Annotated in this window: 21 protein-coding genes and 1 pseudogene; 11 read left to right on the plus strand and 11 right to left on the minus strand. The window is 67.3% G+C overall.

The window, feature by feature from the left end; all coding sequences use genetic code 11:
* Nucleotides 1-58 precede the first annotated feature (58 nt).
* Together SY91_RS04570 and SY91_RS04575 are read left to right on the plus strand one after the other, a co-directional pair.
* Nucleotides 59-1,051, plus strand: a complete 993-nt coding sequence (locus SY91_RS04570) for a phage tail protein (protein WP_185921095.1) — start codon at nucleotides 59-61, stop codon at nucleotides 1,049-1,051.
* A 211-nt stretch (nucleotides 1,052-1,262) separates the two neighbouring features.
* A complete protein-coding gene (locus SY91_RS04575; RefSeq protein ID WP_043887255.1) occupies nucleotides 1,263-2,291 on the plus strand; it encodes a transporter in 1,029 nt (342 codons plus the stop codon).
* A 30-nt stretch (nucleotides 2,292-2,321) separates the two neighbouring features.
* Here the strand turns inward: SY91_RS04575 and SY91_RS04580 are convergent.
* Nucleotides 2,322-2,468, minus strand: a pseudogene (locus tag SY91_RS04580) (DUF1427 family protein); the annotation flags it as partial.
* A 27-nt stretch (nucleotides 2,469-2,495) separates the two neighbouring features.
* The gene (locus tag SY91_RS04585; RefSeq protein WP_043887256.1) at nucleotides 2,496-3,473 is read right to left on the minus strand and encodes a zinc-binding alcohol dehydrogenase family protein; all 978 of its coding nucleotides are present in this window, start codon (nucleotides 3,471-3,473) and stop codon (nucleotides 2,496-2,498) included.
* Between the two features lie 163 nt (nucleotides 3,474-3,636).
* On the opposite strand from SY91_RS04585, the gene SY91_RS04590 reads away from it, so the two are divergent.
* The gene (locus SY91_RS04590; RefSeq protein WP_023475744.1) at nucleotides 3,637-4,557 is read left to right on the plus strand and encodes a LysR family transcriptional regulator; all 921 of its coding nucleotides are present in this window, start codon (nucleotides 3,637-3,639) and stop codon (nucleotides 4,555-4,557) included.
* 122 nt (nucleotides 4,558-4,679) lie between these two features.
* Here SY91_RS04590 and SY91_RS04595 read toward each other — a convergent pair whose 3' ends face one another.
* The gene (locus SY91_RS04595) at nucleotides 4,680-6,848 is read right to left on the minus strand and encodes a M1 family metallopeptidase (protein ID WP_023475745.1); all 2,169 of its coding nucleotides are present in this window, start codon (nucleotides 6,846-6,848) and stop codon (nucleotides 4,680-4,682) included.
* Nucleotides 6,849-7,490: 642 nt separating this feature from the next.
* Here SY91_RS04595 and SY91_RS04600 point away from each other — a divergent pair.
* From SY91_RS04600 to SY91_RS04615, 4 genes are all read left to right on the plus strand, one after another.
* On the plus strand, nucleotides 7,491-7,985 hold the full coding sequence (locus SY91_RS04600) for an LEA type 2 family protein (protein ID WP_023475746.1): 495 nt from the start codon (nucleotides 7,491-7,493) through the stop codon (nucleotides 7,983-7,985).
* A 157-nt stretch (nucleotides 7,986-8,142) separates the two neighbouring features.
* Nucleotides 8,143-8,475, plus strand: coding sequence for a YegP family protein (locus SY91_RS04605; RefSeq protein ID WP_011546557.1), 333 nt, complete (start codon nucleotides 8,143-8,145; stop codon nucleotides 8,473-8,475).
* A 136-nt stretch (nucleotides 8,476-8,611) separates the two neighbouring features.
* The gene (locus tag SY91_RS04610) at nucleotides 8,612-9,745 is read left to right on the plus strand and encodes a methyltransferase (protein WP_043887252.1); all 1,134 of its coding nucleotides are present in this window, start codon (nucleotides 8,612-8,614) and stop codon (nucleotides 9,743-9,745) included.
* Between the two features lie 89 nt (nucleotides 9,746-9,834).
* The gene (locus SY91_RS04615) at nucleotides 9,835-10,725 is read left to right on the plus strand and encodes a class I SAM-dependent methyltransferase (RefSeq protein ID WP_043887253.1); all 891 of its coding nucleotides are present in this window, start codon (nucleotides 9,835-9,837) and stop codon (nucleotides 10,723-10,725) included.
* 39 nt (nucleotides 10,726-10,764) lie between these two features.
* Here the strand turns inward: SY91_RS04615 and SY91_RS04620 are convergent, their stop codons facing one another.
* Nucleotides 10,765-11,337 carry a DUF1415 domain-containing protein gene (locus tag SY91_RS04620; RefSeq protein ID WP_006477075.1) on the minus strand — a complete coding sequence of 191 codons (573 nt, stop codon included), beginning with the start codon at nucleotides 11,335-11,337 and terminating at the stop codon, nucleotides 10,765-10,767.
* Nucleotides 11,338-11,413: 76 nt separating this feature from the next.
* Nucleotides 11,414-12,034: a TetR/AcrR family transcriptional regulator gene (locus SY91_RS04625; RefSeq protein WP_006477074.1), complete on the minus strand. Its 621-nt coding sequence runs from the start codon at nucleotides 12,032-12,034 to the stop codon at nucleotides 11,414-11,416.
* Nucleotides 12,035-12,253: 219 nt separating this feature from the next.
* On the opposite strand from SY91_RS04625, the gene SY91_RS04630 reads away from it, so the two are divergent.
* The 3 genes from SY91_RS04630 to SY91_RS04640 all read left to right on the plus strand — a co-directional run bounded on the left by SY91_RS04630 (nucleotide 12,254) and on the right by SY91_RS04640 (nucleotide 15,739).
* Nucleotides 12,254-13,537: an MFS transporter gene (locus SY91_RS04630; protein WP_034174630.1), complete on the plus strand. Its 1,284-nt coding sequence runs from the start codon at nucleotides 12,254-12,256 to the stop codon at nucleotides 13,535-13,537.
* A 157-nt stretch (nucleotides 13,538-13,694) separates the two neighbouring features.
* Nucleotides 13,695-14,300 carry a nitroreductase family protein gene (locus SY91_RS04635; protein WP_011546552.1) on the plus strand — a complete coding sequence of 202 codons (606 nt, stop codon included), beginning with the start codon at nucleotides 13,695-13,697 and terminating at the stop codon, nucleotides 14,298-14,300.
* A gap of 188 nt (nucleotides 14,301-14,488) precedes the next feature.
* A complete protein-coding gene (locus SY91_RS04640; protein ID WP_006477071.1) occupies nucleotides 14,489-15,739 on the plus strand; it encodes an Hsp70 family protein in 1,251 nt (416 codons plus the stop codon).
* Nucleotides 15,740-15,843: 104 nt separating this feature from the next.
* On the opposite strand, the gene SY91_RS04645 is transcribed toward SY91_RS04640, so the two are convergent.
* Complete coding sequence (locus SY91_RS04645; protein ID WP_006477070.1) at nucleotides 15,844-16,047, minus strand: cold-shock protein; 204 nt, start codon at nucleotides 16,045-16,047, stop codon at nucleotides 15,844-15,846.
* A 418-nt stretch (nucleotides 16,048-16,465) separates the two neighbouring features.
* Between SY91_RS04645 and SY91_RS04650 the strand changes: the two genes are divergently transcribed.
* Entirely contained in the window at nucleotides 16,466-18,064 is a 1,599-nt protein-coding gene (locus tag SY91_RS04650) for an APC family permease (RefSeq protein ID WP_006477069.1), read from the plus strand.
* Nucleotides 18,065-18,175: 111 nt separating this feature from the next.
* On the opposite strand, the gene SY91_RS04655 is transcribed toward SY91_RS04650, so the two are convergent.
* The 5 genes from SY91_RS04655 to prfA all read right to left on the minus strand — a co-directional run bounded on the left by SY91_RS04655 (nucleotide 18,176) and on the right by prfA (nucleotide 22,102).
* Nucleotides 18,176-18,967 (minus strand): DODA-type extradiol aromatic ring-opening family dioxygenase, encoded by a 792-nt coding sequence (locus SY91_RS04655; protein WP_011546549.1) that lies wholly within the window; start codon nucleotides 18,965-18,967, stop codon nucleotides 18,176-18,178.
* Between the two features lie 203 nt (nucleotides 18,968-19,170).
* Nucleotides 19,171-19,767, minus strand: coding sequence for a UbiX family flavin prenyltransferase (locus SY91_RS04660; RefSeq protein ID WP_023475753.1), 597 nt, complete (start codon nucleotides 19,765-19,767; stop codon nucleotides 19,171-19,173).
* 23 nt (nucleotides 19,768-19,790) lie between these two features.
* Nucleotides 19,791-20,102, minus strand: coding sequence for a Grx4 family monothiol glutaredoxin (gene grxD, locus SY91_RS04665; RefSeq protein WP_006477066.1), 312 nt, complete (start codon nucleotides 20,100-20,102; stop codon nucleotides 19,791-19,793).
* Nucleotides 20,103-20,169: 67 nt separating this feature from the next.
* Nucleotides 20,170-21,012 carry a peptide chain release factor N(5)-glutamine methyltransferase gene (gene prmC, locus SY91_RS04670; protein WP_023475754.1) on the minus strand — a complete coding sequence of 281 codons (843 nt, stop codon included), beginning with the start codon at nucleotides 21,010-21,012 and terminating at the stop codon, nucleotides 20,170-20,172.
* A gap of 7 nt (nucleotides 21,013-21,019) precedes the next feature.
* Nucleotides 21,020-22,102: a peptide chain release factor 1 gene (gene prfA, locus SY91_RS04675; RefSeq protein ID WP_006477064.1), complete on the minus strand. Its 1,083-nt coding sequence runs from the start codon at nucleotides 22,100-22,102 to the stop codon at nucleotides 21,020-21,022.
* Nucleotides 22,103-22,127 lie beyond the last annotated feature (25 nt).

The raw sequence follows: 22,127 nt of genomic DNA on the forward strand, positions 1-22,127 counted from the left end.
TCGAGAGGCCGGGCTATATTATCGCGGTGAATTAAACCAGGATTCAATGAGACGCTGAATGAGTGCGCCGGAAAATTCAAATTCGAAAACTCCGCCCAGCCTGCTGTCCGATACTAAACCGGCAGGCGAGGGAGGACCTCGGCAGTCGCGCATTCTCGCGGATCTGGAAGGGCGTGTCACGCCGCCCGCCGAGCCGCCGCGCCGTTCGCTGAAGGCGCCGATCGCCGCCGTGGTGGCGTTGGTCGTGGCCGTCGGCGGCTGGGGCGCATGGCGCATGCAGCAGTCGTCGGGCGAACCGCACGTCGCGGTGGCGGCCGCGACGGCACCCGCGGCGGCTGCGCCGGACAAGGCCGCGCCGGCCAGCGGCGCCGCCGTGCAGGTCGCGCAGAACGGCGCGTCCGCCGCATCGGCCGCGCAACCGGCCACGATCGTCAACGACGACTCGGCGTCCCAGACCGTTGCATCCGCATCGGCTTCCGCCGCCTCCGCGGCGGACAACAGCCGGCTGTCGCGCGCGCTCGCCAACGGCGCCGACGATGGCTCGGGCACGGCGGCGGCGGCTGGCGTCGCCGCAACCGCGGCGGCCGCAGCGGCGACGACCAAGACGGCGAAGGCCGACGCGTCGAAGAGCACGAAGGTCGCCGCTCACGGCAAGACCGACACGAAAACCGAGGCGAAGGCCGATACGAAGGCCGAAGCCCGCAAGCATCGCAAGGAACAGCAGGCCGAGCTCGCGCAGGCGAAGAAGCGCCGCGAAGCGACGCCGACCCGAACCGCGAAGGCGGCCGGGAAGGACGATCCGGATGCCGATCTGCTTGCCGCGCTCGTCGCGCGCACGAAGCCGGCCGACAAGAAACTCGCCGCCGAGAAGGCGCAGGCCGTGCCGACCAAGGCGTCGGCAACGACCGGCGGCTCGCTGGCGTCGCGCGTGAAGGCGTGTTCGGAGCGCGGTTTCTTCGAGGATCAGCTGTGCCGCTGGCGCGTGTGCGACGGTCACTGGGGCAAGGACCCTGCGTGCCCGAGCGCCGCGCAGTCGGAGACGCGGCAGTAACGCATGCCGCGCGCGTCACGAGGTCTTTCCGGTCAGCGCCGCCCAGTGGGCGGCGCGTTGTTTTTGGGGCAGGAGAAGCTGCCGGTATGATGCCGTGTGACACTGTCACGAGCGCGTCACGCCCGTCGGGCATACGTCTCCTTTCTTTTCCCGGCGCGGGCCCGCGACCCGCGATGTGCGGCGCGCCGCGCGCCGCACCACCTTCGACACGATGGACCTGATCGTACAGACTTACGGCGCCGACACGTCCGGCATGGTGTGCGGATTCCGCTTCGATCCGGGCAGCGCCGGCGCGATGCTCGATGCCGACGCGGCCGCCGCATGGCTGCGCACCTGCCGCGAGCACGGCGCGGCCGCATCGGGCGATTTCGTCTGGCTGCATTTCAATCTGGCGCACGGCGCGAGCGAGCGCTGGATGCGCACGCATCTCGGGTTGCCCGACAGCTTCTTCGAATTCCTGCACGAAGGCTCGCGCTCGACGCGCATCGAGCAGGAAGACGGCGCGTTGCGCGCGATCGTCAACGACGTGATGTTCAACCTCGAGCTCACGCCGTCGGAGATCGCGACGCTGTTCGTCCACGTCGAGCGGCGCATCATGGTGACCGCGCGGCTCAAGCCGCTGCGCTCGGTCGACACGCTGCGCGCGTGCGTGCGCGACGGCGAGCAGTTCCGCTCGCCCGCGGAGCTGCTCGTGCACCTGCTGCGCGACCAGGCCGACCTGCTGATCCAGATCATGCGGCGCACGAGCGTCGACGTCGACCGCATCGAGGATCGCTTCCTGTCGCAGCGGCTCACGTCGAGCCGCATCGAGCTCGGCGCGATGCGCCGCACGCTGACGCGCCTGCAGCGCATGCTCGCGCCCGAACCCGGTTCGATCTTCCGCCTGCTCGCGAAGCCGCCCGCGTGGCTGCATACGGAAGACGTGCAGGAGCTGCGCGAGTCGACCGAAGAGTTCTCGCTGGTGCTCGCCGATCTGGCGGGGCTCAACGAGCGCATCAAGCTGCTGCAGGAAGAGATCGGTTCGCGCCTCGACGAGCAGAACAACCGGACGCTGTTCACGCTGACGCTCGTCACCGTGATCGCGCTGCCGATCAACATCGTCGCCGGCTTCTTCGGGATGAACGTCGGCGGCGTGCCGTTCTCGGAGAACAAGCACGGCTTCTGGCTGATGGTGCTGCTGGTTGCCGGCTTCACCGCGCTGGCCGCGTGGTGGGCGTTCCGGCGCCGCGACGATCGCTAGCGCGCCATCGGGCGACGCATCAACGCATCAACGCAGCAGCGCGATCGCGCGTTCCCCGATCACCATCCCGAGCAGGCCGACGAGCGCAACGAGCGGCGGGGCCGGCGAGCGCACGTGCAGCAGCGCGTACAACACACCGACGCCGACGCCCACCGCGAGCGAGGTCACGTAATCCATCATGGCGGTCTCCCGTGGGGTTCGGTGTCAGGGCTTGAGGATGACGCGCTCGCGCGCACCGGCCAGCACCGCGCGATACGCGTCGTGCGCACGCTCGAGCGGGTACACGTAGTCGTCGCCGATCGGGAACGGGCGCAGCGTCCCGTTGCCGAAGCCGGGCGCGAGCGTGTCGAGGATCTGCGCGACCGCGGCCGGGCCGAGCTGCAGCGAATCGATGCCCACGAACGTGTGCTGGCCGCGATAGAACGCGAAGATGTCGAATGGCGCGCTGCGCTCGATCGTCGAGATGAAAATCTGCCGCGCGCCGATCGCCATCGACGCGTTCGCCGCTTCGAAATACGGGCTGCCGACCGTGTTGTAGACGATGTCCGCGCCGTGGCCGCCGGTCAATTCGCGTACCGCGTCGGCCACCGTCCGGCTCGGTGCGTCGATCATGGGGACGTCGCCCGACGCATGGCCGCGATAGTCGCCGGGCCCGCGCTCGACGCCGATCACGGTCGCGCCGCGCGCGGTGGCGAGCTGGATCGCGGCCTGGCCGACCTTGCCGTTCGCGCCGAACACGAGCACGACGTCGTCGGCCGTCGGCATGCCGGCCCGGCGCAGGCCCTCGTATGCGGTGACGAACGGCACGCCCACGCCGGCCGCCTCCTCGAGCGTCAGCACGCCCGGCTTGCGGCGCACGTGCGCGGCGTCCAGCACGAGCCATTCCGCATGCGAACCGTCGCGCCCGACGCCGAGATCGCCGCCCGAGCCCCACACCGGCGCGCCGATCCAGTTGTCGGGGCCGCTGCGCACGATGCCGGCCCAGTCGCGCCCCGGCGTGCGCGGCCATACCGCATGCGGCATGCGGCCGAGCGCGGCCTTCACGTCGCTCGGGTTCACGCCGGCCGCGCGCACCTCGATCAGCATCTGGCCGTCGGCCGGTACGGGTGGGGCGATGTCCCGGACGCGCGCGTCGAGCGACTCGATGTCGGCGGCGGGGGTGTCGAAGCGGATGCTGCGCATGATGATCTCCATGAACGATGCCGGCCGCCCGGCCCGGCGGGCACGGCGCGTGCGGCGGATGAAACCGGTGAATGCAGTCTAGTGGGCCCGGTTTGACGCGGAAACGTGCAAAGGCGGATGATTGCTTTGCGTTTTCCGCATAGCCAAATTCGCAGGCTCACGAATGGACGACTTCCTTTCCCCGCACCTCGCGCTGTTCGTCGACGTGGTCGACCAGCAGAGCTTCTCGGCGGCCGCGCGCCGGCTCGGCGTCGCCGCGTCGTCGGTCACGCGGCGCATCGACCGGCTCGAGACGCAGCTCGGCATCCGTCTCCTGCATCGCACCACGCACGCGCTGCGGCCGACCGAGGCCGGGCAACTGCTGTACGGGCGCGCGACCCGGATGCTGGCCGAGCTGCGCGGATTGCAGGAAGACCTGCACAGCCAGCACGACGAACCGGGCGGGCTGCTGCGCGTCGACTGTCCGGCGCCCTTCGGCAGGCGGCACCTGATGGCCGCGCTGGCCGCGTTCATGCAGCGCTATCCGGCGCTGCAGGTCGACCTCGTGCTGACCGACAGCATGGTCGACCTGCAGGGCGCGCGGCTCGGCTCCGACGTCGATCTCGCGGTGCGCATCGGCCCACTCGAGGACACGCGTTTCGTCGCGACGGTGCTGGCGCCGCAGCGGCGCGTGCTGTGTGCGAGCGCGGCCTATCTCACACGGTGCGGCGAACCCGCATCGCCCGACGCGCTCGCCAGCCACGACTGTCTCGCGTGGCATGGCGCGCCGCCGCCCGGCGCGTGGCGCTTCGGCGAGCGCCGTCACGTGCCGGCGCAACCGCGGTTTCGCAGCAATCATTCGGAAGCGTTGCTCGAGGCGGCCATCGACGGGCTCGGTCTCGCGCACCTGCCGACCTGGCTCGCGGCGGACGCGCTGCGCGACGGACGGTTGCGCGCGCTGCTGCCGCAGTACGCGGCGGCGCCCGAGCAGGCGACGATTCACGTGCTGCGCCAGCAGGCGCGCGGCAGTGCGCGCACGTCGCGGCTCGTCGCGTTCCTCGCCACGTGGTTCGCGCAGCCGGCGTGGGACGCCGCGTGGGCGTGACGGCGAACGAACGCCGCGCCCCATGAAAAAAGGGCCTCGCATGCGAGGCCCGTCAACAGGTCGGAGAAACCGGTACGCCGGCCGGCGCCGCGGGGCGCGCGGTACCGGCCGGACGCGCACCGTTACTGCGTCACTACCTTGCGCGGCTTGAAGAGGCCCTGGTATTGCCGTGCCGGACGTTCCTTCGTCACCGCTTCGATGCCGCCGAAGGTCGGCGTCTGGCGCAGCTTCATCGCGGCCGGCGAAGCGACCGAACCGATCGACGTCGAGCGCGAGGCCGGCGCGAGGTTGTTCGCGACGAGCAGCGCCGCTTCGCTCTTCAGGTTCGCCAGCAGCACCGGATCGGTCGAGTTGTTCACCTGCGTGAGCAGCCCGCTCCAGGCCGTGTCGCTGTAGTTCACGACGTAGTAGTCGAGACCACTCGGATCGGCGACCACGCCCGTGCAGCCTTCGATCCGCGTCTGCGCCTGCGTATCCTTCAGCGCGAGCGTCGTGCGTTTCGCGAGACCCTGACCGTACGCGAGCGTGATCGGCACCGTCCACTGCAGGCCCGGATACGCGTTCTTGTTCGGGAACGGCTGCTGTTTCAGCGTGACGACCGTCTGGTTCTTCGTCAGGTCGCACTGCGTGTCGAGCGAGATCAGCGGCACGCCGGTCTGACGCACGTAGCTGTCGCCGATCGGGCCGACCGCCTGGCCGCTTTCCTTCGACAGCGCATCCCACAGACGCTTCGGCGTCCCGTTGCCGAACGAGTAGTCGACCAGGTACTGCTGCAGGCCCTTACGCAGCGTCTGCTCGCCGAGATAGTTCTCGAGCGTCTTCAGCACGTGGCCGCCCTTGTCGTACGTGAACGCGCTGGCGCTCAGCACGAAGTCGTTCGACGCCCAGTCGTTGAAGTTCGGCGCGACCGGGAACGCGTTCGGGCCGATGTCGCGATTGATCACGCGATACTTGTTCTTCACCTGGTCGAGCCAGCTGAACTCGTTGGGGAAGAACTGGATCGTCGTCTTCGTCTCGAAGAACGTCGCGAACGATTCGTTGAGCCACACGTTGTCCCACCAGTCGGTCGTCACGAGATCGCCGAACCACTGGTGCGCCACTTCGTGCGTCAGCACTTCGTTGCCGTAGTGCGACATCGGCTGGCCCGGCTGCGGCAGGATGTCGTCGGCGAACTCGAGGATCGAGCCCCAGTTCTCCATCCCGCCGAAGTTCAGGTCCTTCTGCTCCTTGAACGCATCGTTCGCGGCCACCGTGTCGAACTTCGTGAGCGGCAGCGGGATGCCCGTGTAGCGGTAATAGTAGTCGAGCGCCTGCTTGGTGCGGTCCATCGCCGGCTTCGCCCACTCGCTCATGCCCGGCGGCGTGAACACGCGCAGGTGCAGGCCGCCCTTGCCGCCCGGCAGCGGGCTCGTGAAGTCGTCCTCGTAGGTGTCGAACAGGCCGCCGCCGAAGAACAGCAGGTACGACGGCATCGGCGGGGTCTTCTCGAACTGCACGAGCTTGTAGCCGCCGCCGACGTTGGTCGACGGCTTCTCGGCCGCGTTCGACACGACGCGCCAGCTTTGCGGCACTTCGGCCGTCACTTCATAGGTCGGGCGGAACGCCGGCTCGTCCCAGCCGGGGAACCACTGGCGCGACAGGTTGGTTTCGCCCTGCGTCAGGATCGCGCCGCTCGTCTTGCCGTCGGTGCCCTTCAGGTCGACGCGGAACACGCCTTCCGCGGCCGAGCAGCCCGGATACGGATCGTCGCCGCAGCTGCCGCCCGTCTGCGTGGCCGGATCGTCGTACGACTTGAAGTTGATGATGCCCGACCACTCCATGTGCAGCGAATAGTTGCCCGGCGCGATCGTGCCGGCGACGGGGCGCAGCTGATAGAAGTCGCCCTTGTCCTGCGGCGTCGCGATCAGCTGGATGTTGCCCGGCTGCAGCGTGATGCGGCCGTTGGTGAACTTGATCCGGTGGCCGGCGATCACGATGTTGTTGACCGGCTTCAGCACCTTGATTTCGACGTCGGCGCGGCCGTCGAACGCGTTCAGCGCGTCGTTCGGGCGGAACCACAGCCGGTAGTTCACGGGCACCACGGTGTCCGGCAATTCGACAGGCGAGACGCTCTTGTCGACGTTCGATGCGCTCGGCGGCGCGGTGACGGCGGGCGACGAGCTGGTATGCGGCGCGCCGGCGGAGCTGAGCGCGGAAGCGGAGCCCGCACCGCCGTCGTCGCCGCCGCACCCGGCGAGCGCGAGTGCGGCGACGAGCGGCAGATAACGCATCTTGCGAATATGAATCGACATGACTGAAACCTCGATTGTTGAAAGAATCGTTCAGTGCTGCGAAAGCGCCGGCAAAAGCAATCCCCTCGCCGTTTAATCAACAGCGAAAAAATGCCAATGACGGATTATTCGAAAAGACGGCGGCCGACTACGTAAAGGTAATCATGGTTTACTGCCCCCTCTGAATTTCCGGATGTCGGTTAACTGGCCGGTTCAAAATGGCCGGGCGCGTGTTGTACTGAATTGATTTCGCGCGCACGACACGGGGCCGCACGCCCGACGCGGGCGCGCAATCCCTTTGAACCGACGACCTACGGGGCTGGCCGGGCCAGTCCGCAGGACGGAAGGACAGCGTGTCGCCGTCCCGTAAATTCGCCGTCATGCGGCTTCAAGGTTTGTCGGCTTGCTCCAAGGATGCGTAAATATACTTGATGGTTTTGGGTAAAGGAAACGAAAAATTTAGAAAGAGCATCTATTGAATTCCGGGCGCTTCATTGAATGCTGAAAGTCATTAATGCGCTTTCCGTTTGGCCGGTAATTTCGTAGTTTTAATCTATTAACGATCTTGCGGTGCTGCAAAAACTACGAAACCCGGTGGCGGTTGGCATGGTCGGTACAATGCATCGACGACCCGTTCACCGATTGCCGCGAGGAGACTGTCCCATGCCACGAGCCCTGTTCCATATCGCGCCGCTGCGCGCCGTGTTGCTGCTGTTCGCGGCCGTGTTCCTGCTCGGCGGTTGTGCAGGGTTCACGCGCGAGCCGGTGCGCGTGTCGGTCGCCGGGCTCGACCCGCTCGTCGGGCAGGGCCTCGAGATGCGCTTCAGCCTGAAGTTGCGCGTGCAGAATCCGAACGATGCGCCGATCGACTACGACGGCATCTCGGTCGCGCTCGACCTGAACGGCACGCCGTTCGCGAGCGGCGTCAGCGATCGGGCGGGCACCGTGCCGCGGTTTGGCGAAGCCGTGCTCGACGTGCCGGTTTCGGTGTCGGCCTTCGCGGCCGCGCGGCAGGCGTGGAACCTGCCCGGCGCGGCCGCGAACGGCGAACTGCCGTACGCGCTGCGCGGCCGGCTCGCCGGCAGCGTGCTGGGCACCGTGCACTTCAACGATGCGGGCACACTGCGCCTGCCGACCATGCCGGGGTGGGGCGGGTAGGTCGTTCGGTCTGAATTCAACGTCGGTCAAATGTGTCTGAAAATTCACTATTTGACAGTCTTTAATGCTTATCTCTGTGGAATCTCGATTTTGGTCCGCGCGCGCCCTTATACACTTGTCGATGTCCGAGGGTGGGACGTTCTTTTAGGGGAAATCCATGGCGGCAAAATTCGAGCTCAAGAAGGCCGTGAACGGCCAGTACTACTTCCACCTGAAGTCGGCGAACGGCGAGATCATTCTCGCGAGCGAGCGGTACGAGGAGAAAAGCGGCGCGAGGAACGGGATCGCGTCCGTGCGGGAAAACGCGCCGCTGGACGAGCGCTACGAGCGCAAGCTCGCGCACAACGGTGAACCGATGTTCAATCTGAAGGCAGCCAACCACCAGATCATCGGCACGAGCGAGACGTACAAAACCGTGCAAGGCCGCGAGAACGGCATCGCGGCCGTCAAGCGCGATGCGCCCATCGCGGAAACCGTCGATCTCGGCTGATCGACGATTGCGCCGCGGCGAACGCTCTCGGGCGGCCGTCGCGGCGCCCGTTTTGCCGGGTCGGGCAAAGCGCGGTATGGTGTGGTCCGCGCGGCGAATTCTCGCCGCCGCTGAAGTCAACCGTAACCGAGTTCGCGTGACCGATTCCCCCGTTTTCCACTGGACCGACGCCGACGGCGTCGATCATGCCGTGCGCTGGCGCTCCGAAGCCGGCGTGCAACCGCCGAAGCGCGCGGTGCCCGCCGACGACCGCCTCACCGCCGACGCGGCCTACCGCCTCGCGTGCGAGGGCACCGCGCTCGTCTGGCAGGGCGACTTCCAGAATGCGCGCCAGCTCGTGCAGGCGATGGCGCGCCGTGTCGAACGCAAGCCGAAGAAGGCGAAAGCCGCGGCCGGCGTCGAAGCATTCAACCTGCATCGTCTCGCGCAATCGCAGCGCGCCCGCACGCTCGGCATGCTGCTGATCCCGCTCGACGCCGATTACACGATCCCGCTGCGCCGCGCGCCTGATGTGCGTGCGGCCTGCGAGGAGGCGTACGGCCCCGGCGGCGCGCCGTCGGTCGTGTCGCTGCGCGAACTGCTCGGTCTCGTCGGCGCGCATGAGTGGCGCAAGAAGGGCGTGCCGATCCCTGCGCTCGGCGGCGCGCCGATCCATCCGCACTACGGCGTGTTCTCGCCGGTGCGCGGCGAATACGTGGAGCTCGTCGCGCGTGCGCCGCTGCCGGCGACGTCGCTCGCGTTCGATATCGGCACGGGCACCGGCGTGCTCGCGGCGGTGCTCGCGTCGCGCGGCGTCGAGCGCATCGTCGCGACCGACCAGGACCCGCGTGCGCTCGCCTGTGCGCGCGAGAACGTCGCGCGGCTCGGTCATGCCGGCCAGGTCGAGATCGTCGAGGCCGATCTGTTTCCGGCCGGCCGGGCGCCGCTCGTGGTCTGCAATCCGCCGTGGGTGCCGGCCCGGCCGAGCGCGCCGATCGAATACGCGGTCTACGATCCCGACAGCCGCATGCTGCGCGGTTTCCTCGCCGGGCTGGTCGCGCACCTGGAGCCGGGCGGTGAAGGCTGGCTGATCCTGTCCGATTTCGCCGAGCATCTCGGCCTGCGGTCGCGCGAAACCCTGCTGCAATGGATCGACGAAGCCGGCCTCGTCGTGCTCGGCCGCGACGACATCCGACCGGCGCACCCGAAGTCGACGGACGCCGACGATCCGCTGCATGCGGCGCGTCGCGCCGAGGTCACGTCGCTGTGGCGGCTCGGCGCCCGGGCCTGACCGCGTATTTTCGGTAAACTGTCGCCATTCCTCACGAATTTCCGCCGCCGGGCCGTGGTCGACCGACCGTGGCCCGGCGGCGCTTCACGATGTCGAACAAGACCCACGAAATCCGCCCGGAGCAGTCCGTCGAGCTGCTGAAGGAACTGCACATCCTCACCCGCGACGGCAAGCTGAACCAGGACAGCCGCCGCAAGCTGAAGCAGGTCTATCACCTGTTCCAGTTCATCGAGCCGCTGCTCGCCGGCGTGCAGGCCGACAAAGGCCACGTGACGCTCGTCGATCACGGCGCCGGCAAGTCGTATCTCGGCTTCATCCTGTACGACCTGTTCTTCAAGCAGCAGCCGGGGCACGGCACGCCGGCGTTCGCGTCGCACGTGTACGGCATCGAGACGCGCGAGGAACTCGTCATGCGCTCGACCGAGCTCGCCGCGCGGCTCGGGTTCGGCGGCATGTCGTTCCTGAACCTGTCGGTCGCCGATTCGATCACGTCGCCGCAACTGCCCGACACGGTCGACGTCGTCACCGCGCTGCACGCGTGCGACACGGCGACCGACGACGCGATCCGCTTCGCGCTCGCGAAGCGCGCGCAGCACATCGTGCTGGTGCCGTGCTGCCAGGCGGAGGTCGCGGGCGTGCTGCGCAAGAACAAGGGCAAGTCGCTCGCGAATGCGCTGACCGAGGTGTGGCGGCACCCGCTGCATACGCGCGAATTCGGCAGCCAGATCACCAACGTGCTGCGCTGCCTGCAGCTCGAGGCGCACGGCTACCAGGTCAGCGTGACCGAGCTGGTCGGCTGGGAGCATTCGATGAAGAACGAGCTGATCATCGCGCAGTACAAGAACCTGCCGCGCCGCAAGCCCGGCGAGCGGCTGAACGAGATCCTCGGGATGTTCGGGCTCGCCGAGCTGAACGAGCGCTTCTTCGTCGCGCAAGCCGCTGCGGCGGGCGACGCCGCCGTCGAGCCGGCCGAAGGCTGACGGCGCGGCGGCGCAGGCATGGCGCCCGCGCGGCACACGTCACACGTCGTCGCCCGGCCGGCGCATCCATTCGCGCCAGCCTTCGTGGCCGAGGCGGCGCAGCGTTTCCTGATTCTTTTCGTAGATCGCGGACGCGTCCGGAAACGCGTCGACCGCGCGCGCGATGCTGTCCTCGCGAAGCAGGTGCAGGATCGGATACGGCGCGCGGTTCGTGTAGTTCTCGATGTCGTCGGGTTCGGTGCCGTCGAACTGGTATTGCGGATGGAAGCTCGCGATCTGCAGCACGCCGTCGAGCCGCAATTGCTGAACGAGCCGCTCGGCGAAGAACAGCGCATCGTTGTAGTCGACGAAATCGGCGAACGCATGCGGGTAGATCACGAGCGTCGTATCGATCTGCTGCGGGTCAGCCGCGTCGAGCAAGCGCAGCTCGGTTTCGAGTTCGGCGAGCGCGTCCTCCAGGGTCGTCGCTTCGCTGATCGCGTAGCGCACCTGTTCCTTCACGTAGACGCTTTTCGCGAACGGGCACAGATTGAGCCCGATCACCGCGCGCGCGAGCCAGTGCCGCGTGGCGGCGAGGATGTCGTCGTGCGAGTCGGGGCGGGTGTCGGTCATCGTGATACCAGTCGGGCGGAAGGGCTATGAGGGCCGCATTGTAGCGGGCGCGCCGCGGACGAACCCGCGCGGCCCGTCACGCGCAGGCGGCTTCGATCAACTGCGTGACGAGCGCGGGCGCGCTGCCGATCGGCGTTTCGCCGTGCCGGTAGGTCTGGCTCGCCGCGTAGATGCCTTCGACCACCAGCGCGAGCGCATCGGCGAGCGCCTTCGGCTGCCGTGCGCCGGCGCCTTCGCACAGCGCGACGAGGCGCTTCATCAACTGCTCCTTGTTCTGCGCGACGCGTTCGCGCGCCGGGTGCGACGCATCCGGGAATTCGGCGGCGACGTTGACGAACGGGCAGCCGCGATAGTCCTTTTGCGTCGCGCGCTCGGCGAGATCGACGAAGTACTGGATCAACTGCGCCTTCGGCTGCCCCGGATGCTTCGCGGCGCTCGTGTCGAGCCGCTCGAAGAAGCACGCGTCCATGCGTTCCAGATACGCGAGGATCAGCTCGTCCTTCGACGAGAACTGCCGGTACAGGCTCATCTTGTTCACGCCCGCGCGTTCCACTACCGCCTCGACGCCGACCGTGCGCACGCCTTCCTTGTAAAACAGCTCCTCGGCGGCACGCAGCAGGTGCTCCTGCGCGGTGGCGCCGTCGATCGGCCGGCGCGTGCGCCGCGCCGGCGGTTTGGCGGCCTCGATGCCCGACATGATGACCCTCGACTACGTAATGGATTGCTTGACATGTTACCGACTGGTAACTACGATCGCAACACACTTGTGACTGGTCGGTAACAATCGCGGCCGGATCAACAGACGAATGCCAAGCGTCGGCCCGGGTCAGCCGATGTTGAAATGCGCGGCGGAGGTGGCCTGGTCGGGGCGGGGCAGGTGCAATGGCACCGCAACCGCCAACTGGAGAACGCGAAGATGAACTGGGCAGTGGCACGAATCAGAGGACGCTTCCATTACGGATGGCTCGCGGCAGCGGTGGTATTCCTGATCCTGCTGGCGGCAGCCGGCACGCGCGCGACGCCGAGCGTGCTGATGGTGCCGCTCGAACGCGAGCTCGGCTGGAGCCGGGCGGCGATTTCGCTGGCGATTTCGGTGAACATCGCGCTGTATGGTCTGACGGGCCCGTTCGCGGCCGCCGCGATGCAGCGCTTCGGGCTGCGTCCGACGATCCTCACCGCGCTGGTGACGATGAGCGCGGGCGTCGCGCTGTCGTCGATGATGACGCAGAGCTGGCAGATGGTCGTGATCTGGGGGCTGATGGTCGGCTGCTCGACGGGCGTCGTCGCGCTGACGCTGTCCGCGACCTTCGTCACGCGCTGGTTCCATGCGCGGCGCGGCCTCGTGATGGGCATCCTGACCGCGAGCACGGCCACCGGCCAGCTCGTGTTCCTGCCGATGCTCGCGGCGATCGCGCAGCGCCACGGCTGGCGGCCGGTCGTGCTGGTCGTCGCGGTGGCGGCCGCGATCGTGATTCCGCTCGTCGCGTTCCTGCTGCCCGAGCGGCCGGCCGACGTGCGGTTGCGCCCGTACGGCGAGCCGGCCGATGCGCCGCCCGCGCCCGACGCGACCAAGGAGAACCCGCTCGCGGTCGCGTTCCGCACGCTGCTGATGGCGAGCCGCTCGCGCGACTTCTGGCTGCTGTTCTTCAGCTTCTTCATCTGCGGCGCGAGCACCAACGGCTATGTCGGCACGCACCTGATCGCGATGTGCAGCGACTACGGGATGACCGAAGTGCAGGGCGCGTCGCTACTTGCGGCGATGGGCATCTTCGACCTGTTCGGCACGACGCTGTCGGGATGGTTGTCCGACCGTTACGACAACCGCGTGCTGCTGTTCTGGTATTACGGGCTGCGTGGGCTGTCGCTGATCTATCTGCCGCATGCGTTCGGGATCGATTTCTTCGGGCTCCCGCTGTTCGCGATGTTCTACGGGCTCGACTGGATCGCGACCGTGCCGCCCACCGTGCGGCTCGCGACCGACGTGTTCGGCAAGGCCGCGGCGCCGGTCGTGTTCGGCTGGATCGTGGCCGGCCACCAGCTCGGCGCGGCATTCGCGGCACTCGGCGCGGGGCTGCTGCGCGCGAGTCTCGGCACCTATACGATCGCGTCGATGATCTCGGGCGGGCTGTGCATCATCGGGGCGCTGATCGTGCTGCGGATCAACCGCGGCCCGTCGCGCGCAGCGGCGCAGGCAGCCTGATCGGGGCGGATTCGGCCGGCCGCACGCGCTGCGGCCGGCCATTGCACGCACGGAGATTTGCATAGCGCGGCAGGATCGGGCGCGCCGTCGCTCAAGCGGGTATGCTTGCGGTTTGCCGGGCGTTCGCGCCCCTTCATCGATGTCAGCGAGGAACCGCATGTCTGTCAAACCTGCTCCCACCACTGTTTCGATTCACGATCTGATCGCGGGCCGCTGGAGCCCGCGCGCGTATTCGGATGAAGCCGTCAGCGCCGGCGATCTTCACGCGGTGCTCGAAGCGGCACGCTGGGCCCCGTCCGCGTATAACGCGCAACCGTGGCGTTTCATCGTATTCGATCGCACCCAGGACGAAGACGCGTTCAAACGCGCGTTCGCGACGCTGGTGCCGTTCAACCAGGGCTGGAACGCACCGGCGCCTGTGCTGATCGCGGTCACCGCGCACACGCTCACCCCGAAGGGCGAGCCGGCGCCGACCGCGCTGTACGACGCCGGCGCCGCCGCGATGTCGCTGGTGCTGCAGGCGCACGCGCTCGGCCTCGCCGCGCACCAGATGAGCGGGTTCGACGCGAAGGCGTTCCGCGACGCGTTCGCGATTCCGGCGGACGTCGCGATCGCGTCGATCATCTCGCTCGGCCACTACGGCAACGTCGACAAGCTCGATCCCGTGCTGCGCGATCGCGAGAAGGCACCGCGCACGCGCCATGCGATCGGCGAAGTCGTCTACGCGGGTGCGTGGAAAAAGAGCTTCGACGCGGCGGCCTGACTCCGCAGGCGGGCAGGCTGCATCGCGCATCCTGTCCGCGCATGTTTCCGGTGCGCCATGCCGCGCGCCGTCGCCACCGGCGCCCGTTGCGCGGCATCGGTGGCCGGCCCCGGTTGTGATCGCGCGGGCTTCATGTTAAAAAGCCCGTCCTTTCCGTTTTCGCGCCGGCCCTGCTGCGGCAATTTCCCATGACTTACTGCGCGATCGATTTCGGCACGTCCAATTCCGCCGTGGCGCTGCCCGACGGCGATGGCATGCGCCTCGCGCCCGTCGAGGGCGACCACCTGACGCTGCCCACCGCGATCTTCTTCAACAACGACGAAGAGACGGTCGAATACGGCCGGGCGGCGCTGGCTTCCTATATCGACGGTTTCGACGGCCGGCTGATGCGCTCGATGAAGAGCATCCTCGGCTCGCCGCTCGCGGAAACGACCACCGATCTCGGCGACGGCAGTGCGATCGCGTACACCGAAATCATCGCGCGCTTCCTGACGCACCTGAAACGCAAGGCCGAAGCGCGCGCAGGCGCGCCGATCGGCCGCGCGGTGCTCGGCCGGCCGGTGTTCTTCGTCGACGACGATCCGCGCGCCGACCGTCTCGCGCAGGATCAGCTCGAGGCGGCCGCGCGATCGGTCGGCTTCGCGGACGTTCACTTCCAGTACGAACCGATCGCCGCCGCGTTCGACTACGAGTCGCGCCAGCCGGCCGAGCGTCTGGTACTCGTCGCCGACATCGGCGGCGGCACGTCCGACTTCTCGCTGGTGCGCGTCGGGCCGGAACGGATGGCGCGGCTCGAGCGCAAGGACGACGTGCTGGCGCACCACGGCGTGCACGTCGCGGGCACCGACTACGACCGGCGGGTCGAGCTGGCGGCGATCCTGCCCGCATTCGGCTACCGTTCGCTCGACCCGGAAGGGCGCGAGCTGCCGAACAAGATCTATTTCGATCTCGCGACCTGGCACCTGATCAACACCGTCTACACGCCGAAGCGCGTCGGCGAGCTCAAGCTGATGAAGCACCTGTACCAGGACGTGCGGCAGTACGACCGGCTCACGAGCGTGGTCGAGCAGCGGCTCGGACACGCGCTGATGGCGCGCGCGGAGGAAGCGAAGATCGGCGTCGCGGCGGGCGGGGAGACGATGATCGACCTGAACGACGTGGAAGAGGATCTGCTGATCGCGTTCGACGCCGATCGTCTCGTCGACGCGAGTCGGGACGATACCGCACGCATCGTCGATGCCGCGCGCGAAACGGTGCGGCTCGCGGGCGTGGCGCCGCGCGATGTCGGGGCGCTGTATTTCACCGGCGGTTCGACGGGGCTCGCGTTCCTGTCGGGCGCGCTCGCCGGCGCGTTCCCGGATGCGCAGCCGGTGTTCGGCGATCGCCTCGCGAGTGTCGCGACGGGTCTCGGCATTCACGCGCAGCGATTGTTCGGCTGAATGGCGGGCGGCTGAAAGGCCGCCATGTCGGGCGGACGACCCGCGCCCAAAAAACAAAAAGCCCCGCCGAAGCGGGGCTTTTTTACACGAATGATCGCGCCAGCTTAGACCGGACGGATGTTCGCAGCTTGCAGACCCTTCGGGCCCGTCTTCACTTCGAATTCAACCTTCTGGTTTTCTTGCAGCGTCTTGAAGCCTTCGACGCGGATTTCCGAGAAGTGCGCGAACAGATCGTCGCCGCCGCCTTCCGGGGTGATGAAGCCGAAGCCCTTTGCGTCATTGAACCACTTGACGGTACCGGTTGCCATGTTACTTGTTCCTAAAAAGATAAAACGGGGCCGAAGCCCATGGGGTGCGGAAAATCAAGGAAGGGGTAATAGGACCAACCGGAGTACCGTTGATGGGCGAACTACGAAAGAACCAATTCACTCGCCACTTGAAATCCTGCGAAGTCCTTTATACGGCTAATCCGTCTGACGGTCAACCGTATTCCCATGCTCTCAGGGTTATTGCGGATATCCGGTTTACAAAGCTTGCAAGCGATGCGAATTTTTTGTAGGGGGCGATCGATTTTGGCGCCACGTTCGAGGTGCAACCGTTAAACTACGCGCCGCGTGGACGGGTTGCCCCGATCGGGCGACCCTCCCCCAAGAATGCGTGCGCGGTGCTGTCCGAGCCGATCCCGGACCGCAGGCCGACCATGCTTTTTGAGACACAGGAGAGGATGTGAAGAGTTCTATTCAACGGAACATCGGCCCGTTTGCATTGATGCTGACGGGGCTGGGTTCGATTATCGGCTCGGGCTGGCTGTTCGGTGCCTGGAAAGCCGCGAAGATCGCCGGTCCGGCGGCGATCTGCGCCTGGATCATCGGCGCCGTCGTGATTCTGGCGATTGCGCTGACGTATGCGGAACTGGGCGCGATGTTCCCCGAGTCGGGCGGCATGGTGCGTTACGCGCGCTACTCGCACGGTTCGCTGGTGGGATTCATCAGCGCATGGGCCAACTGGATCGCGATCGTATCAGTGATTCCGATCGAGGCCGAAGCGTCGATCCAGTACATGAGCACGTGGCCGTATTCGTGGGCGCACGCGTTGTTCGTGAACGGCGAATTGCAGACCCTCGGCCTGCTGCTGTCGGCCGTGCTGGTCGTCGTCTACTTCATGCTGAACTACTGGGGTGTGAAGGCCTTCGCGCGGGCGAACACCGCGATCACGATCTTCAAGTTCCTGATCCCCGGCCTCACGATCCTCGGCCTGATGCTGACGAGCTTCCACTCGGAGAACCTCGGCGTCGCATCGAATGCGAGCTTCGCGCCGTACGGCTGGTCGGCCGTGCTGACCGCGGTCGCGACGAGCGGCATCGTGTTCGCGTTCAACGGCTTCCAGAGCCCGGTGAACCTGGCCGGTGAAGCGCGCAATCCGTCGCGCAGCGTGCCGTTCGCGGTGATCACGTCGATCCTGCTGGCACTCGTGATCTACGTGCTGCTGCAAATGGCCTATATCGGTTCGGTGAATCCGGCCGACGTCGCGCAGGGCTGGGCGCACTTCAACTTCTCGTCGCCGTTCGCGGAACTCGCGATCGCGCTGAACCTGAACTGGCTCGCGATCCTGCTGTACGTCGACGCGTTCATCAGCCCGAGCGGCACCGGTACGACCTACATGGCGACGACCACCCGCATGATCTACGCGATGGAGCGCAACAACACGATGCCGAAGATGTTCGGCAACGTGCACCCGATCTACGGCGTGCCGCGCCAGGCGATGTGGTTCAACCTGCTCGTGTCGTTCGTCTTCCTGTTCTTCTTCCGCGGCTGGAGCTCGCTCGCGGCGGTGATCTCGGTCGCGACGGTGATCTCGTACCTGACCGGCCCGATCAGCCTGATGGCGCTGCGCCGCTCGGCGACCGACATCGAGCGCCCGCTGTCGATTCCGCTGATGAAGCTGATCGCGCCGTTCGCGTTCGTGTGCGCCTCGCTGATCCTGTACTGGGCGAAGTGGCCGCTGACGGGCGAAATCATCCTGCTGATGATCGTCGCGCTGCCGGTGTATTTCTACTTCCAGGCGAAGTCGGGCTGGACCGGCTGGGGCGCCGACCTGAAGGCCGCATGGTGGCTGGTCGCGTACCTGCCGACGATGGCGGTGCTGTCGCTGATCGGCAGCAAGGAGTTCGGCGGTCATGGCTACCTGCCGTACGGCTGGGACATGCTGATCGTCGCGGCGATCTCGCTGGTGTTCTACTTCTGGGGCGTGAATACCGGTTACCGGACCCAGTATCTCGACGAGCGTGAGTCGCACGACGAGATCCTCGAAGGGGTCGGTGCCTGACGCCTGACCTGCCGCCGGATTCGGCGGCGGCAGGATGCAGTGAAAAAAGCCCGCCCGGGCATGGCTCGGGCGGGCTTTTTGTTGGCCCGGCGGCGGCGGCGCCGTCCAGGCTCAGGCGCCGGCGCTCGCGAACACGTAGTTCGTCATCGCGAGCACGCGCTGATAGGTGCCGAGCGACTGGATGCCGAGTTGGTAGTCGTCGTCCGCCGCGCCGAGCGCCGTGAAGACCGGCAGCAGATGTTCGTCGGTCGGATGCATCAGCGCCGCGTGCGGCGCCTGCCGGCGGTAGTCGAGCAGCGCGTCGACGTCGCGGGCGGCCAGTTTCGCCTCGAACCAGTCGGTGAATTCCGCGACGCGCGGGTCCGCATCCTCGGGCGCCGCGCCGAAATCGGCGGCGCGCAGGTTGTGCGTGATCTGGCCCGAGCCGATCACCATCACGCCTTCGTCGCGCAGCGGCCGCAGCGCGCGGCCGAGCGCGAAGTGATGCGCGGCGTCCGCGCGCGGCTGGATCGACAGTTGCGCGACCGGCACGTCGGCTTCCGGAAACATCAGCAGCATCGGCACCCACGCGCCATGATCGAGGCCGTGTTCGGTCGTCGCGGTCGCGATGCCCGCCGCATTCAGCAGCGCGGCCGCGCGCTCGGCGACGTCGGGTGCGCCCGGCGCCGGATAGCGGATGTCGTACAGCGCCTGCGGGAAACCGTAGAAGTCGTGAATCGTGTCCGGATGCGCGGCGACGCTCGCGACCGGTCGTTGCGTGCCCCAGTGCGCAGACAGCATCAGCACCGCGCGCGGGCGCGGCAACTCGGCGCCGAGGTGCGTGAACGCGCCGGACGGCAGCGCCGGGTCGATCGGCAGCGTCGGGGCGCCGTGGGACAGGTACAGCGAAGGCAAGCGGTTCATGGTGGTGACCTGCAAAAAGGGTTTGCCTGTGACTATAGGCGTGTACCGTGCATTGATAAATCGGCGCTACGGAATTTGATTGACGCTTGTTTGTTGATAATCGTGGCGAAGGCAGGCTTTCGGATGCCGAGTCGCATCAGAAGGCGTGAAATGGAGGGAGTTGCTGCGCGAATCGGTGGAGATCCGCGCAGAAGAAGTGTGACTTACTGTGCGTGGCGGATGCCGGGCCACGGCGTCGTGAAGGGCGCGCTGAGCGCGAACAGGTCGAGGACGCGCGTGACGGTCTGGTCGACGAGTTCCTCGATCGTCTTCGGCATCGCGTAGAACGCGGGCAGCGGCGGAAAGACGATGCCGCCCATTTCGGTGACGGCGGTCATGTTGCGCAGATGCGCGAGATTGAACGGCGTTTCGCGCACCATCAGCACGAGACGGCGGCGTTCCTTCAGCGTGACGTCGGCCGCGCGGGTGATCAGGTTGTCGGACAGCCCGTGCGCGACGCTCGCGAGCGTCTTCATCGAGCAGGGCGCGATCACCATGCCGTCGGTCGCGAACGAGCCCGACGCGATCGTCGCGCCGACGTCGCGCACCGAATGCACGACGTCCGCACGGCTTTCGACATCGGCCTTCGGCAGCTTCAGTTCATGCTGGATGTTGAGCCAGCCGGCGTTCGAAATCAGCAGATGCGTTTCGACGCCGCCGGCGGCGCGCAGCAGATCGAGCAGCCGCACACCGTAGATCACGCCGGTGGCGCCGGTGATCGCGACGATCAGCCGGCGCGGCGGCGCGCTGGGAGATGCCATCGAAAGGGGGCGGGTGCCGCGTGTTACGCGGCGGCGAACAGTTGCTGCAGTTCGCCCGACTGGTACATCTCCATCATGATGTCCGAGCCGCCGATGAATTCGCCCTTCACGTACAGCTGCGGGATGGTCGGCCAGTTCGAGAATGCCTTGATGCCCTGACGGATTTCGTCGTCCTCGAGCACGTTGACCGTCTTGAACTGGTCGACGCCGCAGGCCTTCAGCACCTGCACGGCGCGGCCCGAGAAGCCGCACATCGGGAATTGCGCGTTGCCCTTCATGAAGAGCACGACCTGGTTTTCGTCGACGATTTGCTTGATACGTTGTTGGGTGTCCATGACTGACCTTGCGTTTGCGGGGCGTTAGATCGAAATGATAGCGGATTTCAACCGGGCGGGCCGGGCGTCAGCCCGGCAGGCGGCCGCCGGTCGTGCGTTCGATGGCGGCGAGATCGGCGAGCGATTCGACCGCGACGAAGCCGTGCGACGCCAGTATCGCGCGGACGGCTTCGGCCTGGTCGTAGCCGTGCTCGATCCACAGCGTGCCGCCCGGTTTCAGATAGGCACCGGCGCCCGCGACGATCGTTCGGATCGCGCTGAGGCCGTCGGCACCGTCGGTGAGCGCGCCGCGCGGCTCGAAACGCAGGTCGCCTTGCGCGAGGTGCGGATCGTGCTGCGCGATGTACGGCGGGTTGCTGACGATCGCGTCGAACCCGAGCGCGGGATCGAGCGCCGCGTACCAGTCGCTCTGCAGCCAATGCGGCGGGCCGCCGGGGCGCCGCGCGTCGAGCAGCTTGTCGGCGTTGCGTTGCGCGACCGCGAGCGCGGCCGGCGAACGGTCGAGCGCCCAGACGCGCGCATCGGGCCGCTCGGCCGCGATCGACACGGCGATCGCGCCGCTGCCGGTGCCGAGATCGAGCACGGCTGCGTGCGGTAGCCCGTCGATCGCATCGAGCGCGGCTTCGACGAGCAGCTCGGTTTCGGGGCGCGGGATCAGCACGTCGGGCGTCACGTCGAACGGGCGGCCGAAGAACTCGCGCATCCCCACCAGCTGCGCGACGGGCTCGCCGGCGACGCGGCGCGCTTCGAGCGCGCGGTAGCGTTCGACCGCGGCGGCGTCGAGCGGCGCGTCGCCGCGCGTGATCAGTTGCGTGCGGGTCCAGCCGAGCGCGTGCGCGAGCAGCACGCGTGCATCGACCGGGTCGAGCGGCGAGGCGCGCAACAGGGCGTCGGCGGTGGTGTCGGACATCGTGGCCTCAGTCGGCTTCGCCGAGCGACGCGAGCAGCTCAGCCTGGTGCTCGGTGACGAGCGCGCCGATCAGTTCGTCGAGATCGCCGTCCATGATCGCCTCGAGCCGGTACAGCGTCAGGTTGATCCGGTGGTCGGTCATCCGGCCCTGCGGGAAGTTGTACGTGCGGATGCGCTCCGAGCGGTCGCCGGAGCCGATCAGGCTCTTGCGCGTCGCGGCTTCCTTCGCATGTTGCTCGTGATACTGCTTGTCCTTGATGCGCGCGGCGAGCACCTTCAGCGCGCGATCCTTGTTCTTGTGCTGCGAGCGGTCGTCCTGGCATTCGACGACGATCCCGGTCGGGATGTGCGTGACGCGCACCGCCGAATCGGTCTTGTTGATGTGCTGACCGCCCGCGCCGGACGCGCGGAACGTGTCGATCCGCAGGTCGGCCGGATTGATCTCGACCTCGCCGATCTCGTCGGCTTCCGGCATCACGGCGACCGTGCACGCGGACGTATGGATGCGCCCCTGCGTCTCGGTGGCCGGCACGCGCTGCACGCGATGGCCGCCCGATTCGAACTTCAGGCGCGAATACGCGCCCTGGCCCGCGATCCGCACGATCACTTCCTTGTAGCCGCCGAGATCCGACGCGCTCTCCGACATCATTTCGACCTGCCAGCGCTGGCGTTCCGCGAAGCGCAGGTACATGCGCAGCAGGTCGCCCGCGAACAGCGCCGATTCGTCGCCGCCCGTGCCCGCGCGGATTTCGAGGAAGATGTTGCGGTCGTCGTTCGGGTCCTTCGGCAGCAGCATCTTCTGCAGCTCGGTCTCGAGGCGCGCCATGCCCTCGCGCGCGCTGCGGATTTCGTCTTCCGCGAAATCGCGCATCGACGGATCGGCCAGCAACTCCTGCGCGGCCGTTTCGTCGCTGCGCGACTGGCGCCATAACGCGTATTGCTCGACGACCGGGCCGAGTTCCGCATGTTCGCGCGTCAGCTTGCGGTACTGGTCGAGGTCGGCCGTGACGTTTTCGCGGCTCAGCAGGTCGTTCAGTTCGGCCAGCCGTGTGGATAGCTGGTCGAGCTTGCGTTGCATGCTCGTCTTCATGGTGTGGAGCGGCGCTCCCGGGCAA

The sequence above is a fragment of the Burkholderia cenocepacia genome (assembly GCF_014211915.1).
Lineage (GTDB): Bacteria > Pseudomonadota > Gammaproteobacteria > Burkholderiales > Burkholderiaceae > Burkholderia > Burkholderia orbicola.